The sequence below is a fragment of the Paenibacillus sp. Y280 genome (assembly GCF_056786335.1).
This window is the reverse complement of sequence record NZ_JBXCIW010000017.1, coordinates 17,500-33,966: the sequence shown is the minus strand read 5'-3', so window position 1 is coordinate 33,966 and position 16,467 is coordinate 17,500. Positions and strand designations below refer to the sequence as shown.

Sequence of the window (16,467 nt, the reverse complement as noted above, 5' to 3'; positions counted from 1 at the left end):
CAGCCTGAAATTTTACTTCTGTGCAGCAATCTGCTCAGCCAATTCGTTAAGCTCTGCCCAGCGGTCCATCAGCTGCCCCAGCTTCTCTTCCAACTGCTGCTGCTCCGCCATAAGCTCCTGCAATCGCCCGGAATTACTGCTTGCTTCTTCCATGCGGACGGCGATGTCAGCCAGCGCGGTTTCCGCTTCCTCAATCCAGCCATCAATTTGCTCAAAATCCCTTTGATCCTTGTAGGACATTTTGAGCGCTTTGCCAGCCTGTTTCGCCACAGGCGCAGCCTTGCTGCCGGAATCAATAGCTGCGGCTGGTTTAGGAGCAGCCACATCCGCCGGCGCAACATTGCCATGCTTCTCGACAAACGCCTGATAATCCGAGTAATTGCCGGTATGATGAGCGATAACGCCATTACCCTCGAACGCTATAATTTTATCAACTGTACGGTCTAGGAAATAACGATCATGGGAGACGACAAACACAACTCCCGGAAAATCATCCAAATAATCCTCAAGCACGGTCAACGTCGAAATATCCAAATCATTCGTCGGCTCATCCAGCAGCAGCACATTCGGCGCATTCATTAATACGCGCAGCAGCTGCAAGCGACGCTTCTCGCCGCCGGACAGCTTGGAGATCGGCGTCCATTGCATCGTAGGCGAGAACAAGAAACGCTCCAGCATTTGAGCTGCCGATATCGTTGTGCCATCCCCTGTTTTCACCTGCTCAGCGCCCTCGCGAATGTATTCAATCACACGCAGTGATTGATCCATTTCCTCATGCTCCTGCGAGAACCAGCCCAGCTTAACGGTTGCGCCAAGCTCGACCGTTCCTTCATCCGGCGTTAGCTGGCCGGTAATGAGCTTCATTAACGTAGACTTCCCGCTTCCGTTGCGCCCAACGATGCCGACACGATCCTCAGGAACGGCAATATAGCTAAAATCACGAATAAGCGTACGGTCACCAAAGCGTTTCGCAACATCTTCGATTTCAACGATTTTGCGTCCCAGCCTTGTCGAAGCAACGGATACGTCCATTTTACCGCCCGCTTGCTTCGGCGCATCCGCTTTGAGCGCCTCGAATCGATCGATACGCGCCTTCTGCTTCGTCGTTCTCGCCTTAGCGCCGCGTCTAATCCATGCAAGCTCATTGCGCAGCAGGTTCTGCCGCTTCGACTCCGTTGCCGCTTCGCGTTCCTCACGGTCGAGCTTCAGCTCGAGAAACCGGCTGTAGTTCGCTTGGTAGAAGTGAGCTTGGCCTTTATCCAGCTCAATGACTCGATTGCTGACACGATCAAGGAAATAGCGATCATGCGTAATCATAAGAAGCGCGCCTCTGCGCTTTTGCAGCATGCCTTCCAGCCAAGCCACCGAATCATTATCGATATGGTTCGTAGGCTCATCGAGAATGAGCACATCCGACGGAAGCAATAGCGCAGCCGCCATGGCGACCCGCTTGCGCTGGCCGCCCGACAGCGTCTCAACCTTCGCCTCAAATTCATTGATGCCAAGCTTGGACAGCGCCATCTTCGCGTCGCTCTCAAGCTGCCATGCATCCAGCTCATCCATAAGCTGATTCGCCTTGATCAGCTTCTCCTGCAGCGCTGCATCGCTCGGCTTCAGCTCAATCGCTTCCATTGCAGCCGCATACGCCTGAACGGCTCTCAGCTGCGGGGAATCTCCGCCAAGCACATGCTCCAGCGTCGTTTCATTAGGAGCGAACACCGGGTCCTGCGCCAGCATTCTTACCGTCACCCGGTTGCCAATCGACACGATGCCCGAGTCCGCCGTATCAAGGCCCGCGATGACTTTGAGAAAGGTTGATTTCCCTGTACCGTTCACGCCGATGATGCCGACTTTATCGCCATCCTCTACGCCAAACGTGACATTTTCGAACAACAGCTTCTCGCCATAGCTCTTCGTTATATGTTCAACAGACAATAAATGCATAAGGCAAACCTACTTTTTCGAATAGTATAGCTGCGATTGCAGCCTCTCGTATCATACCACAAAAAGGCTCTATCTTCACTTGGCGGCAGCCTTGGAAGCCCCTTTATCACCTGCATGAAGAAGCAATCAAAAAGATGCCTCTATTTGCCGATATAACGAGTATGAGGAAGGAGTGATTCCGGATGGGCAAGCCTTATCTATTTATATTTACCGGTACCAGCGGTTCCGGCCGCAAGACCGCAGCGCACAAAGCCTTGCAAGGATCCGGCATCGCGCATATCCCCTCCTGCACGGATCGGCCGCCGCGTGACAAAGAACGTCCCGACATGGACTATCGCTATGTCAGCAAAGAGGAATTCGATCACATGCAAGCGGAAGGCCTTTTCACCGAATCGGTCAAAATCGACCAATACCGCTACGGAATCGGCAAGCGCTATCTGGATATGGCTCACCAAGCCGGCAATAGTGTCTATCTCATTTTAAATCGCGATGGCTCGGATACGATTCGCGAGCTGTACGGTGACCGCGTCATCCGTATCTTCCTATACGTCGATAAGAACACAGTATCCGAGCGGCTCGAGAGCAAAGGCGCGCCATATGAGGTGATCGACAGCTACCTGCGCCATTACTCTGAAGAAGTCACTTACCGCAAATCTTGTGAGCATGTTATAGAGAACCTGTCGCTTGAGCGGACGGTCCAGCAAATTAAAGCAATCATAGGCAGTTATTTAAAATAAACCTCGGAACATAGCAAAAAGGGCCAGCGCTTCGTCATCATGTGACGGGCGCCGGCCCTTTGCTAGTATTAACGTTTGCCGATCATGTTCTCCGGACGAACAAACTCATCGAACTGCTCCGAAGTCAGCAAGCCGCTTGCGATAGCCGACTCTTTCAGCGTTAGTCCTTTTTTGTGTGCGTTCTTCGCAATGGCAGCTGCATTCTCGTAGCCGATGTGCGGGTTAAGCGCGGTAACGAGCATGAGCGATTGATCAAGATTGCGCTTGATTGCCGCTTCGTTCGGCTCGATACCGATTGCGCAATTGTCATTGAACGAAACCATGCCATCAGCCAGCAAAGCTACCGATTGCAGGAAGTTATAAATAATGACAGGCTTGAACACGTTCAGCTCGAAGTTGCCTTGGCTTGCCGCCATCGAAATAGCTGTGTCGTTGCCGATCACTTGACAGACTGCCATCGTCAAAGCTTCGCTTTGTGTTGGGTTTACTTTACCTGGCATGATGGAGCTGCCCGGCTCGTTCTCAGGAATCGAGATTTCGCCGATGCCGCAGCGAGGGCCGCTTGCCAGCCATCTTACGTCGTTTGCGATTTTCATCAAATCAGCAGCAAGTGCTTTTACAGCGCCATGCGTGTATACGATTTGATCGTGGCTTGTGAGCGAGTGGAATTTGTTCTCCGCTGTCACGAACGTTTTGCCGGTAAGAGCCGTTACTTCAGCCGCAACTGCAACCGCAAAATCAGGGTGCGCGTTAAGGCCTGTACCAACAGCCGTGCCGCCAAGCGCTAGATCGCGCATCGTTTCTACGCTTTGTACAAGCATAGCGCGCGTTCTGTCCAGCATCGAATACCAGCCGCTGATTTCTTGGCCAAGCGTAATTGGCGTAGCATCCTGAAGATGCGTACGGCCGATTTTTACAATATCGTTAAACTTCTCCGCTTTCGCGCGAAGCGTGCCGTTAAGCAAATCAAGCGACGGAAGCAAACGGTTCTCAAGCGCGATAACGCCTGCGATATGCATAGCAGCAGGGAATGTATCGTTCGAGCTTTGCGAGCGGTTGACGTCATCATTCGGATGAATGCGCACATCGCTGCCGCGTTCAGCCAAAAGCCCATTCGCACGGTTTGCGATAACCTCATTCACGTTCATATTCGTTTGCGTGCCGCTGCCTGTTTGCCATACAACGAGCGGGAAATGTTCATCCCATTTGCCTGCTACGATTTCGTCTACCGCTTCACCGATAATAGCCGACTTTGCTGCATCCAAAACGCCTAGCTTCTCATTAGCCTGTGCGGCAGCCTTTTTGATGTAAGCCATCGCGTAGACGACTTCAATTGGCATGCGCTCTCCGCTAATTTTAAAATTTTGCAGGCTTCGTTGTGTTTGCGCTCCCCACAGCTTGTCCGCAGGAACCTGAATTTCACCCATCGTGTCCTTCTCAATCCGATAATCCATTAATTGAACGACTCCTTTAACCATTTGGTTTGTCATTTCGTGACCCTGTTTCTGTTATAACGCTAATCTAGCCGAGAATCAAGCAATCACGCCCAAAACGATCGGAAGATCGCAAACAATTGACAGGAATTCGAACATTATTCAATTTGGAAAATAACACCTGCGTACGTTTTCCCGAAAATACATGTAGTATGATGATGAAAAACCCCTGACAGAGACGTTGCATCTCCATCAGGGGTTTAAGGTTACAGCCCTTTCGCTTCGCGGTACGCTGCGATGTAGGCGGCTGCTTTTTTCTCAATGAGTGAGAAGTCTCCGGTTTTTACTGCATCCTTGGTCAGATCCGAGCCAATGCCGACTGCAACAGCGCCTGCTTTGATCCAATCCTTCAAGTTGTCGAGCGATACGCCGCCAGTCGGCATCACGTTAGCCTGCGGCAGCGGACCTTTTATAGAAGGAATTACGCTTGGAGAGTACAAATTGCCTGGGAATAGCTTAACGATATCAACGCCGAGCTCAAGCGCGGTTTGAATTTCGTGTATGGTCATCGTGCCTGGCAAAATCGGAATCGAATATCTGTTGCACAGCTTGATGGTATCCGGGTTAAGCGCAGGCGAAACGACGTATTCCGCCCCTGCTAGTATAGCAGCGCGCGCTGTCTCAGGGTCAAGCACGGTGCCAACGCCGATAATTGCGAAGTTGTCCGCTTCAGGAGCTACGTCGCTTGAATATTCTTTCGATAATTGCTCGATTGCACGAAGCGCGAATGGTACAGTCATCGTAATTTCAATCGCTTTAATTCCGCCCTTGATCGCACGGCGCGACATTTCCACTACTTCTTCTGGCGAGTCTGCGCGCAATACCGCTACAACGCCCGCTTCCGTTAGCTGCTGCAGCACTTTAAGCTTTTTCATCTGTTAGTCCCTCTTCCCATTTCGTTCATAATTGTTTGGAAATGTGCACTCTATTACGCTAATTATATGTCGTTTCTATCAAATCATCAATCGTCATTCTATTTCTGATAGTCGATTTCTAGAAACTTTTCGACTTCCGTCACCCAGCGCTCGTTAACAAATTGCACATGAAGCGGGTGCTCGTTATACGCTTCGTAATCCGCTTGATTCGCAAACTCCATCGCGAAGCCGTGGCGATATTCATTTTTTCCGCTTACCTGCTTATAGACTTGAAAGTTCGATACGGTTGGAATGGATGTAAGAATACGCTGTCCATCCTCCAAAAACTGACGCTCAGCTTCTGAACCCTGCTCATGCTTCAAGCTAAAAATAACCGAATGCAAGATCCACTCTTTCGATTGCGTCGTCATATGAATCACTTCCTCTTCTATATGAATGGGTATCATTCCTATAAAAATAACATAAACAAGCAGCTGAATGGAACGACTACGGCGTTTTTGGTTGCAACTTTTTACATCTCCCTCCAGATTCCATGTGCAGCACGCTGCTTTTTATCGAATAATGTTTAACCGTCTCTAGTTAAGTTTAAATCGACTAAGGTAAGGCTAGTTCATACTTAGGAGGTTGAGACATTAATGTTTAAACGCATGGATGAAATCATGATCGAAATCCCGGATGTCGAGAAGCCGGACGCAAACGCTACCGCTGCCGTACAGGAGCTGCTGGGCGGAAAGTTCGGAGAAATGTCAACGTTAAACAATTACTTGTATCAATCTTTTAATTTCCGTTCAAAGGAAAAAGCTTAAGCCTTTCTACGATTTGGTGATGAGCATAACGGTGGAGGAGCTAGGACACGTCGAGCTCGTTTCGCATGCGATCAACAAATGCTTGAGAGGTTCAACAGACTATAAAGAGCCCGATGACACTCCGCTCGGTTCTGCAAAAGACGCGCGTTTGTCTTATCACTATCTTGCCGGAGCTCAAGGCGCCATGCCGTTCGACTCCATGGGCAATCCATGGACAGGGGCCAATGTGTTTAACAGCGGCAACTTGGTGGAGGACTTGCTTCATAATTCTTTCCTCGAATGCGGAGCAAGGACACATAAGATGAAAGTATACGAAATGACGGATCATCCGGCAGCGCGTGCAGTCGTTGGTTTCCTGCTCGTTCGGGGCGGCGTTCACGTCGTTGCTTATGCCAAAGCTTTGGAAATCGCAACAGGCGTAAATGTCACCAAGCTAGTGCCGATTCCATCCCTTAGCAACAAATCGTTTAACGAGGCAAGAAAATACGAAGAAAAAGGCGTGCATACGAAGCTATACACATGGAGCGACAGCGACTTTACTGCGATTGATCAGATTTGGAAAGGGACGCATCCTGAGGACGGCCTTCCCCTCGAAGTGATCCAAGGCTCGCCAAAAGGCTTTCCGATTCCGAAGCGCCTGCTGTCGAAGAGGAATTTGCACCCGGTATTTCTCCCGAGGAGTTCAAAGCAATCGCAAAGCGGCTGAAGCAGGCTGGTAACATTAAGGAATAGTGATCGTTCTCGCACGGTACATGCTTTTTCGCTGTGAGAGACGCGGCAAGGGTGTCGCGCTAGCTTTAGTGCGGAGCTTTTGTGCGGAGCTTTTGTGCGGAGCTTTTGTGCGGAGCTTTTGTGCGGGGCTTTAGTGCGGGGATATATGGTTATACTTTATTGCATAGCTTTATTGCATCATTCTATTGTTTAGCTCCAATTATCAACAGTAGAGACATTCGCTTCTATGAGCTTGTTGAAGGATCATTGGAAAAGCTGCTGTAGGCACCATATGTACGTTTATTGATTTTGCTTCCTATACAGCAACGTATGAATACGCTTCGCTAAGTAGAGAATCATTTTACCTCTCGGCTGCAACTTGCAAGCAGTATATTAGGTGCTACGTTGCATTTAATACAACAGAATCACCTCTCAGCCAGCAACTCGCTCGCTACGTTGCAGTTTATACAACAGAATCGCCCCATTCAGCCATAGTAGCCACTATTACAGGGGTTTCTGCTGCATTTCTGCAACGTAGCATCTCTTTCCGAGCCTCATGTAAGGTTTCTGCTGCATAAAGTGCAGCGTACGACGCATCCACTCTGTAGACAGACTAGTTAGTTTAACTATATTAGCTATGTTTGCCGATCTCTCAACAGTAGCCGCACCTCATCGTGTACAAACTAGGCCCTCATCGCTATCCAACAGTAGCCGCACTTCGTAGTTTACAAATTAGCCGCCACATTGCTAATACAGCGTACGGAGTATCTTCCCTCCTTAGGCAGACAGATGGAGAAATTCATTTATATATTTTTCCTCTCGCCAATCAACTCTGACATAATGCTGTCAGGGTTGATCCATTATAATTAAGTTAATAATGATGAAAATGGATGAAAAAGGGGAGATTGCAGCATGACTACCGCTAAATCTCAGCATACAAAGTCTGCTTCAAATATTTCAAATACTGTTTCAGATACTGTTTCGAATACTGTTCCGTATACAGCTCCGTATACTGCTCCGAGCACTGATTCACATACTGCTTCCGCACCCATATTAAGTACGCGACAGCTTAATCGTGCTCTGCTGGAGAGGCAGATGCTGCTGCGTCGCTCAAGCCTTTCCGTGCTGGAAGCAATCGAAAAATTAGTTGCAATTCAAGCGCAAGCGCCTAATCCGCCCTATTTTGCGCTATGGACGCGGCTTGAGAGCTTCCAGCAGGAGCAGCTTTCTGCGCTAATAAAGGACCGGCAAGTGGTTCGTATTGCCCTTATGCGCTCAACGATCCATTTGGTCAGCGCACGCGATTGTCTGGCGCTGCGTCCCTTGATTCAGCCGGCAATAGAGAAAGGTCTGCTGGGTACTTACAGCAAAGAGCTGCTCGGCTTAGACATGCAAGCGGTTAGTGCAGCTGGACGTGCACTTGTGGAGGAACAGCCGCGCACCGCAAACGAGCTCGGCAAGCTGCTTGGAGAGACATGGCCGAACCACGATCCAGCGAACATCGGCAGGGTAATTCGGACATTTGTCCCGCTTATTCAAGTGCCGCCCCGCGGAATATGGGGGTCTAGCGGTCAGGCTGCGCATACCTCTGCGGAAGCTTGGCTTGGCCAGCCTATGGCTCCCTCGCCTTCATTGGAACATATGCTGCTGCGCTACCTAGCCGCATTTGGTCCCGCTTCCATTAAAGATATGCAAGTATGGTCAGGTCTGAGCAAGCTGCGAGAGACAATCGAAAATATGCGTCCGCGTCTCCATACCTTCACAGATGAGCAAGGCAATGAGCTCTTCGACTTGCCAGGCGCTCCCTTGCCTCCCGCTGATACGATTGCTCCGCCGCGATTCCTATCTGAATTCGACAACATGCTGCTCTCTTACTTCGACCGCAGCCGAATCATTAGCGAGAAATACAAACCGCTTGTGTTTACGATAAACGGCATCATCAAATCTACCTTTCTCATAGACGGATTCGTAAGCGGCATTTGGAAAATAGAACAAAACCGTCAATCGGCCACTTTGATCATCCAGCCATTTGAGCCGCTGAATGATGAGGATCGTGAAGCGCTAGAAGCGGAAGGCGCTAAGCTGCTTGCTTTCGCGGCAGCCTCCACCAAGACGCACGATATCCAATTTGTTGGCTCTTAGTACATCCAATTTGTTAGCTCTTAGTACATCCGATTTATCAGCCAGCTTATCAACAAAAAAAAGGAGTCGACTGCAATAGTCGCTCCTTCCTCGCGTTTTAAACCTTCCCATGCTGGATCCTTTGCCACACCATTACACCATTAACTGTTCACTCCATTAATAACGCTCTACAGAACAGCATTCACATCCGGCGCATCTATTATTTTGCGCGAAGCCTTCGACTTGCCGTTAAACGACCAATACGTCCACATCCGCAGCAGCCGCTCTAACGGGCCATTTTTAAACACTTTCAATAAATAGCTGGACGCAACCGCTTGAATGGCATAGATGAGAATCGCAAGCATCAAGCCATTTAACACCCCGATTTTACCGAACCAGCCGAGACCATAGCCGTAAAATAATGTGGTACAAATAACTGATTGCATCAAATAGTTCGTCATAGACATCCGCCCCACCGCTTCGAAAGCCGATATGATAATCGAACGCTTCGCCAAGAAGGACAACACGAGCGCCAATCCAAAAATATACCCAAGCGACAGCAACTCCGCCCCGGCTGTTGTCAACAGATCGCTCCATGCACCTTTTGGCTGCAGCACAGCCAGGCATTTAAGCACAATGCCAAGCGGCAGCGTGAGGACGGTTGCCCATATATATCGGCGCCTCTCCCGCTTCGGATTATGAAACCACTGCTTATTGGCAGCCGCTATCCCGAACAAAAACATCGGAAGCAATACCAATGGCATCAGAAAAACGAGCAAAACGATAACCGCATCTGGCAAATCCAGCGGGTCTTCATTCATACGAAAATCCATAACTTCCAAATAGGTTCCCTCGCTATATACCGCAATCGATTGCTCGACGTACTGCTTCACTTTTTCCTTCTCTTTAGGAGTGTCATCATGTCCCCCGTAGCTGATGCCAGCGATGAGCACGCTTAGGATGATGCCCCAAATCATAAGCGTCTTTGGCTTCCTATTTACAAATAACAACAAGCAAAAGCCCGTTATCCCGTAAGTTAGCAAAATATCTCCCTCCCACAGCAATAAGATGTGCAATAAGCCAAGTGCCATCAGCATAAGAAAGCGGCGCACCAACGGTTTTCCCGGTTTAATACCCCTTGATACCAAGCTTTCCCTCAGCTTAAACAAGCTGTAACCGAACAAGAACATAAAGATAGGCATAAAGCTGCCTTCCACTAAAATAAGCAGCCATTGATGCGTCACAATATCCAGCTTGGAAGGATTGAAAAACGGCATGACTTCTCTTCCGTAAATGCCGTATTGAAAAATATTCATATTGGCAATCAATATGCCGAGCAAGCAAAAGCCTCTAATCGCATCAATAATGCGAATTCGGCTTCCTGTTTCTATTTGGTTAACCATCTCCATCACCTCTTACACAATCATAATGACTCTTCTTGAACAGATGGCAAACAGAACTATAACATCCGCTTAATTTTTTACCATTCCGTTCAACTTCTGTTAAGCTTTGTATGCTAGCATATAAGCGGGTGATGAATATGAATAAAATTGTAATCGTTGATGATGAGCCGTCTATTGTCAAAATGCTGCAGCTTGTCCTTCAGAAGGAAGGCTTCCAGCATATTAATACAGCAGGAACTTGCCAAGAGGCACTCGATACGATCGCTCGAAATGGCGCTGATATTGTACTGCTGGACGTCATGCTGCCAGACGGCAGCGGATTTGAGCTGTGCTCCAAAATCAGGCAGCTCGGCAATCCGCATATTATATTTTTGACCGCCAAAGCATCGGACCTGGATATTCTAACCGGATTTGCTCTGGGCGGCGATGATTATGTCACGAAGCCGTTTAATCCTTTGGAAATTGCGGCCCGTATCAAAGCGCGACTGCGCCGAAGCAGTGAAATAGACATTGCAGCAAGCCTTGTCCTTCCAACAATAACAACTATAACCGCACAGCAAATATATAGCTTTGGCCGCTTTCAGCTGAATGAAGCAGCCGGCGAGCTGTTGGTCGATCATAAGTCTGTCCCCTGCCCTGCTCAGGTTTTTCAACTGTTGCTCTATTTTTGCAAAAATCCCGGCATCGTCTTCTCCAAGGGGCAGCTCTATGAAGCCGTATGGGGCATTGACGGGCTGGGCGATGACAATACGGTCATGGTCCATATCCGAAGAATAAGGGAGAGGATCGAGTACGATCCCAGCATGCCGACGCATCTGCTTACCGTTCGCGGGCTAGGCTATAAATTAGCCAAGGAGCCAGCAAGCCTATGAAGGTTCAGCGCCGAATGGCTTTTCATTTTACCTACCAGCTCATTATCTATTCCATCTTTATCTTCGCGGCGATGATGGTGCTGTTCCTTATCCTAATCAGCAAATTAATGAATGACGATCTCAAACGCAACTTCCCTACTGGTGCGCTCAGTTCAATTGTAGCGGGCAGCTACTTTGAAAATGACGAAATTAAAATACCTGCGCATTGGAAGAAGCTCATTAAGGAGCGCGGGATTTGGCTGCAGATTATCGACTCTAAAGGCGATGTGAAGTATACCATTAATACACCAGTCGATCAGCCTACAACTTATTCAGTTACGCAGCTGCTGTCGATTCATCAATCCGGCAAATTCGGTTCTTATCTTGTAGACAGCGAGCTCGATCAAACCTATGACTCTCCGCTGTTCTTTCTGCTCGGCTACAAGAACCCGCAGCAAGAGAAGCTGGCAGTCTGGTATACGGCTTACCAGCAAAATGGTCTCGTAAATGAGCACTTTCGAGCTCACCTGCAAGCTAAGTTGCTTGAAACAGACAGCTATTTGCTTATCGTCGATCAAGCCGGCAACAGCGTCCAGACGATTGGCGATAAATCCTCGGCCTTCAATATTTATGAGCCGTTGGAAGTGCTGTCCATGCAGCAAAACCCCGGTTATTACGATACCAATATTTCCGTATATCAGCCGACTGCTAGCGGGATGACTTGGATCATGCATACGCCAAACGAGCCGGGAACGTTCATCAAGCAGCCCGTCTTTAAAGAGGTTATACGCGTCTTCATTTGGGTGGGTGGCTCGATTCTTCTGCTGTCGCTTGCGATCTCCATTTGGCATGGACACCGTTATGGTCAACCGCTCATCCTGTTCTCTGGCTGGTTCGAGCGCATGGGCAGCGGACTTTATGAAGAGGTGCTTACGCCTAAGGACCGCCGAAAGGTATTCCGCCGCAACGGCAAGCTGCGCATCCGCTACCGCCTCTATCGGGAGGTTATCGAGGCCTTCTACCTAATGGCTGAACGGCTGGCGCACACAGAGAAGGACCGGCTGCAGCTGGAGAAGACTAGAGAGGAATGGATGGCCGGCATCTCCCATGATCTGCGTACGCCTCTCTCTACCATTCAAGGCTACGGCTATATTTTGGAGAGCGCGCCAGCGAGCTGGAGCCCTGAAGAGCTTCAGGATATGGGTAAAATGATCCGCGAAAAAAGCGACTATATGCTGGAGCTGATAACCGACTTCTCGCATATTTATCAGCTAAAGCACGGCGGAGCAATGCTCATGGATAAGAACGAAATCGAGCTCGGCGAGCTCGCTAGACGATCCGTCTTAAAATATGTGAACGACGCCACGCTCACAGATGTCATTTTCCACTACGAGGGAGATGAACTCCCTATTGTCATATACGGTAATGAAAAATGGCTGCAGCGGCTCATGGATAATCTGTTGTCCAACGCGGTGAAGCACAATGAGCCCGGGATCACAGTGACGGTTTCAAGCGGCATGCTGAATGATGAGGCATTCATCCGCGTCTGCGACGACGGAAGAGGCATGGATGAGGAGACCATCCGCAACCTGTTCGAGAGGTATTGCCGCGGCACCAATACCGAAGAATCAAGCGATGGCTCCGGCCTCGGCATGAGCATCGCCAAAATGATCGTAGAAGCGCATAAGGGCCGAATTGAGGTGCGCTCAGCTAGGGGTGAGGGCACCTCCATCCACATTTATTTTCCAAGCGACTGATAATTTTCCAAGCGACTGATAGCATTACCTTAAGCACTAGGGAGCCTGCACAGGCTCCCTTCTACATTTCCGCGGCAGGCCGGAAGCCTTCAGGCACCGATCGATTCGGTCGATTGCTTCCGTAAGCCTGGATACGGAGGATGCGTAGGAGCAACGAATGAACCCTTCGCCGCCGAGACCAAACACATGCCCAGGAACAGTAGCCACTCCAGCATCGAACAACAGCTTTTGCGCAAAATCATCGGAACTAAGTCCCGTATGCGCTATCGACGGAAACGCATAAAACGCACCTCGCGGCTCATGGCAGGGAAGGCCGATTTCCCTAAGGCCCTTCACGAACATCCGTCTACGCTGTGCATATGACTCCATCATCATGTCCTTCGCCTCTAAACCGTTTCGCAATGATTCAATCGCCGCGATCTGGCCAATGATAGGCGCGCACATGACGGTGTATTGGTGAATTTTCAGCATAGCAGCGATCAAATCCTGATGGCCGCAGGCATAGCCGATTCTCCAGCCCGTCATCGCAAAAGCTTTGGAAAAGCCGCTTATCAGCAGCGTTCTATCCCTCAACCCCGGCAGCGCTGCAAAGCTTACATGCTTCTCATCGTAGGTGAGCTCAGCATAGATCTCATCCGAAATGACGATAAGGTTATTATCCTCCACAAGCTTGATGATCGGCAGCCAGTCTTGAAGAGTCATAATCCCGCCTGTCGGATTGTTAGGGTAGTTAATGATAAGCACCTTCGTGCGCGGCGTAAGCACTGCCTGCAGTGCTTCTGCCTTCAGTTTAAAATCATCCTTCGCGAACGTTTCAACCTCGATGGTTTTCCCTCCATTTAGCTGCGCAATCGGCGAGTAGGCAATATAGCTCGGAACGGGCACAATGACTTCATCGCCAGGCCCAATTAAAGCCCGCAGTGCTAGATCGATCGCCTCACTGCCACCGACCGTAACGAGTACTTCATTTGATGGCTCGTATTTCACTTGAAAGCTATTGTGCAAATAGCTTGCGATCTCTTCTCTAAGCTCAAGAAGACCTGCGTTCGGCGTATAGGAGGTTTTGCCGAGCTCAAGCGCACGGACGCAAGCCGCCCTAACATTTTCCGGCGTTACGAAGTCAGGCTCCCCGACGCCAAGCGAGATAATGTCTTTATTTCCTTCTGCCAAACTAAAAAACTTGCGTATGCCCGAGGGCGGAATTTGCTGCACCACCGGGGAAATCATCTCGTTCATCGACCATGTTTTCATATCTAAATTCCTAAAGGTTATTAAGAAAACAAAAAAAGAGACCCATCCCTGTAAAGGGACGAGTCTCCACCCGTGTTACCACCCTAGTTTCACGCCGAAGCGCGACACTCTGCTCATGCATCAATCAATACATGTTCCCGTTAACGCTGGAAATGCGGCAGAGCTTACTCTCGTTCAGCCTGCTTCTCGGAGATGGCTTTCCGTTAGCGCCCGAACGTTGGTTTTCAGCTGCCCCAACTCTCTGTTCGATCAGGCCCGTAACGTACTCTTTCTCGTCATTGAATGTAAAAGCTATTTAGCTTGTTGTATGAAATCATCGATAATCGTAAATTTTTTACCAATAATAACACCAAAGAACAGGAAGCGCAATACCCAGTTTTTGGTTGCCACTTCTCTTCGGAAAGTCGATATCAACGCTACCGTTCAGGATCAGCTTGAATGGCTTCGCGAGGCTGGATTTGCCCACTCCGATTGTATTTACAAATATCATGGCTTTGCTGTTTTTGCCGCGATTAAGAGCCAAGGCTCGCACTGAATTCCATACCCGACTCTCATTAGCGGAATTAATTATAATTATTTAAGTCGGAATTAATTCCGCCCTCCTTTTAATATCCGCTGCCACAGCCATAAACCTGACTACATCTAGATTTTCACCGAATACCCAATCTTTTTTAATAATATTTTCAACAAACCCCTTGCATTCCCTTTAATTCCGAGTATAATACTAGGTATATGAACGTTGCGGAGATTGGAGCTGACCAGCATGACGTATTCCGAGAAACTAATAGCAGCAAAATGGGTTGACGATTATTTAGATTTATATAACTTTGCAGTGAAAATCGGAGATGCCGAATGGCAGCAGCAAATCCTCCAAAATCTTCAAAACAAAGATAACCATATTCGTCTCGAAATTGAGCATGGCATTCGCGTCGATCTATGGCTTCGGTTTGATAACATTAATCGTAAAATGCTTGAAATATATGAACAGCTTCGCAGCCCACAGCATTCGGAGCAGCAGCAACAACAGCTAAGAGAAAAGGTTTGGGAGTTTAAGCAGCAACGCGTGATGATCGCAAGCAAGCTGAAAGCCCACTACGCTCTTTAGAGTAAGAGATCGAGGTTGAATAACGGAAGGTGTACAAATAAAAAAAAAGCCTGCATGCAGGTATCTGCTCTGCTTAGCTATGTAGGGTAAAGCTATAAACAATGGCATGCAGCGAACTGCTCTGCCTATGATGCATTAACTTCAAGATCTATGAATGGCCAGATTCATAGATGAGGATTACATCGATACTTGCTCCATATCGCGCATCATTTTCATCATCATTGTAGACATTTCATCGCACTCTTGCATTTTCATCATCATCATGTTCATATCCATGTTGTCCATCATGTTCATTTCCATCATCATGTCCATCATCATCTTCATGGATTTCATCTTACACATCATTTCATCCATGCACATGTTCATCATCATTTGCATTGCCATCTTTTCCATTCCCGTTCACCTCCCTTAATTATTTGCTAAACTGAGAATACTACAACCTGGAATAAAATTCAAGGTTTTTTTGCATTTTTTATTGATTTATTTATTACAACTATGATATAAATAAAGATTGCACATTCAATTCTTATTACTCCGCTTGGAATTATCGCGATGCTCGGACAATAAATGGATATAAAAAATATTTAAAAAGCAGCTAATTAGGCGCTCTAGCAACGCCAAATCAGCTGCTATTCATTATGCCAACCATCCATTAACCGTTTGCTTCCGGCTACTGAGCAGCATCATCCTTATGCGCTTCAATAAAGCTCACCGAATCATACAAGACAGCAGCTGCTTCAGCACGCGTCAGCGTATGCGATGGATCAAAGTTTCCTTCTTCATCCAAAGAAACAATCTTGTACAAAAGTGCTCGCTGGATCGTACCTTGGTAAGCAACCGTGATCTCCTGCTCGTCTTGAATCGGAATGAACATTTTGACCGTCGGATATTGGCCAGTCAGCTCAATGGCTTGCACGAGATAATGAGTGAACTGCTCCTTATTAAGCGGTGCTTGCGGATCAATATCAGCCGGGATGTCCAAGCCATTATAATGAGCAATGACAAAATCCTCGGCATACCAAGCGTCATTTTTTATGTTTGTATAGTAACCGTCAGCAGTTGGCGCGCTTGGAAAGCTAATGGCCGCGAGGCTGATTTGGGTCGCTCTCACAATTAAGGAAATACCTTGCGCAGCAGTCAGATTGTCCTCTGGATGAAATGCCGTATCGCTCACCCCTTTTACGATGCCTTGCTGCTGCAGTGCTTCAATCTTCGCTTTGCTGCCTACATTCGCAATATCTCTAAAAGGACCAGCCGCGAAAACCTGTGTTGAAATAGATGCAGAAAGCAAGACTGCGGCCGCTGCAACGGCAGTGCTCCAACGTTTTTTCATGGTCATTCACCTCATCTGTTTGGTTGGTGTTTGTCTGTACACCTACAAGAACGACCCTATGCCCAAAAAGGTTGCAATCG

At 48.4% G+C, this 16,467-nt stretch carries 13 protein-coding genes, 1 pseudogene and 1 other annotated feature; of the genes and pseudogenes, 6 read left to right on the top strand and 8 right to left on the bottom strand.

The features are described 5' to 3' along the window. Positions 1–12: 12 nt before the first annotated feature. Positions 13–1,944 (bottom strand): ABC-F family ATP-binding cassette domain-containing protein, encoded by a 1,932-nt coding sequence (locus AC1TPC_RS19710; protein WP_482068504.1) that lies wholly within the window; start codon positions 1,942–1,944, stop codon positions 13–15. A 182-nt stretch (positions 1,945–2,126) separates the two neighbouring features. Here AC1TPC_RS19710 and AC1TPC_RS19705 point away from each other — a divergent pair, with 182 nt between their 5' ends. After that, positions 2,127–2,681 carry a guanylate kinase gene (locus tag AC1TPC_RS19705; RefSeq protein ID WP_482068503.1) on the top strand — a complete coding sequence of 185 codons (555 nt, stop codon included), beginning with the start codon at positions 2,127–2,129 and terminating at the stop codon, positions 2,679–2,681. A gap of 68 nt (positions 2,682–2,749) precedes the next feature. On the opposite strand, the gene fumC is transcribed toward AC1TPC_RS19705, so the two are convergent. From fumC to AC1TPC_RS19690, 3 genes are all read right to left on the bottom strand, one after another. Continuing rightward, positions 2,750–4,135, bottom strand: a complete 1,386-nt coding sequence (gene fumC, locus AC1TPC_RS19700; RefSeq protein ID WP_482068565.1) for a class II fumarate hydratase — start codon at positions 4,133–4,135, stop codon at positions 2,750–2,752. 245 nt (positions 4,136–4,380) lie between these two features. Further along, entirely contained in the window at positions 4,381–5,049 is a 669-nt protein-coding gene (locus tag AC1TPC_RS19695) for a bifunctional 2-keto-4-hydroxyglutarate aldolase/2-keto-3-deoxy-6-phosphogluconate aldolase (protein WP_482068502.1), read from the bottom strand. Between the two features lie 98 nt (positions 5,050–5,147). Beyond that, positions 5,148–5,459, bottom strand: a complete 312-nt coding sequence (locus tag AC1TPC_RS19690) for a Dabb family protein (RefSeq protein WP_169085915.1) — start codon at positions 5,457–5,459, stop codon at positions 5,148–5,150. Between the two features lie 225 nt (positions 5,460–5,684). Here AC1TPC_RS19690 and AC1TPC_RS19685 point away from each other — a divergent pair. Continuing rightward, positions 5,685–6,587: pseudogene (locus tag AC1TPC_RS19685) on the top strand (manganese catalase family protein). 1,074 nt (positions 6,588–7,661) lie between these two features. Beyond that, entirely contained in the window at positions 7,662–8,708 is a 1,047-nt protein-coding gene (locus AC1TPC_RS19680) for a winged helix DNA-binding domain-containing protein (RefSeq protein WP_482068501.1), read from the top strand. Positions 8,709–8,875: 167 nt separating this feature from the next. Here the strand turns inward: AC1TPC_RS19680 and AC1TPC_RS19675 are convergent, their stop codons facing one another. Further along, a complete protein-coding gene (locus tag AC1TPC_RS19675) occupies positions 8,876–10,090 on the bottom strand; it encodes a DUF418 domain-containing protein (RefSeq protein ID WP_482068500.1) in 1,215 nt (404 codons plus the stop codon). A 131-nt stretch (positions 10,091–10,221) separates the two neighbouring features. Between AC1TPC_RS19675 and AC1TPC_RS19670 the strand changes: the two genes are divergently transcribed. Both AC1TPC_RS19670 and AC1TPC_RS19665 read left to right on the top strand, forming a co-directional pair. Then, complete coding sequence (locus AC1TPC_RS19670; protein WP_482068499.1) at positions 10,222–10,962, top strand: response regulator transcription factor; 741 nt, start codon at positions 10,222–10,224, stop codon at positions 10,960–10,962. Beyond that, complete coding sequence (locus AC1TPC_RS19665; protein WP_482068498.1) at positions 10,959–12,698, top strand: sensor histidine kinase; 1,740 nt, start codon at positions 10,959–10,961, stop codon at positions 12,696–12,698. The genes AC1TPC_RS19670 and AC1TPC_RS19665 overlap by 4 nt, the downstream gene beginning before the upstream one ends. A 36-nt stretch (positions 12,699–12,734) precedes the next feature. Here the strand turns inward: AC1TPC_RS19665 and AC1TPC_RS19660 are convergent, their stop codons facing one another. Continuing rightward, positions 12,735–13,949, bottom strand: coding sequence for an aminotransferase class I/II-fold pyridoxal phosphate-dependent enzyme (locus tag AC1TPC_RS19660; protein WP_482068497.1), 1,215 nt, complete (start codon positions 13,947–13,949; stop codon positions 12,735–12,737). 51 nt (positions 13,950–14,000) lie between these two features. Beyond that, positions 14,001–14,237: a binding site (T-box leader), on the bottom strand. Positions 14,238–14,712: 475 nt separating this feature from the next. On the opposite strand from AC1TPC_RS19660, the gene AC1TPC_RS19655 reads away from it, so the two are divergent. Further along, the gene (locus tag AC1TPC_RS19655) at positions 14,713–15,054 is read left to right on the top strand and encodes a hypothetical protein (protein ID WP_482068496.1); all 342 of its coding nucleotides are present in this window, start codon (positions 14,713–14,715) and stop codon (positions 15,052–15,054) included. 177 nt (positions 15,055–15,231) lie between these two features. Here AC1TPC_RS19655 and AC1TPC_RS19650 read toward each other — a convergent pair whose 3' ends face one another. Then, the gene (locus AC1TPC_RS19650; protein WP_482068495.1) at positions 15,232–15,447 is read right to left on the bottom strand and encodes a hypothetical protein; all 216 of its coding nucleotides are present in this window, start codon (positions 15,445–15,447) and stop codon (positions 15,232–15,234) included. A gap of 277 nt (positions 15,448–15,724) precedes the next feature. Continuing rightward, positions 15,725–16,387 (bottom strand): S-layer homology domain-containing protein, encoded by a 663-nt coding sequence (locus tag AC1TPC_RS19645; RefSeq protein ID WP_482068494.1) that lies wholly within the window; start codon positions 16,385–16,387, stop codon positions 15,725–15,727. Positions 16,388–16,467 lie beyond the last annotated feature (80 nt).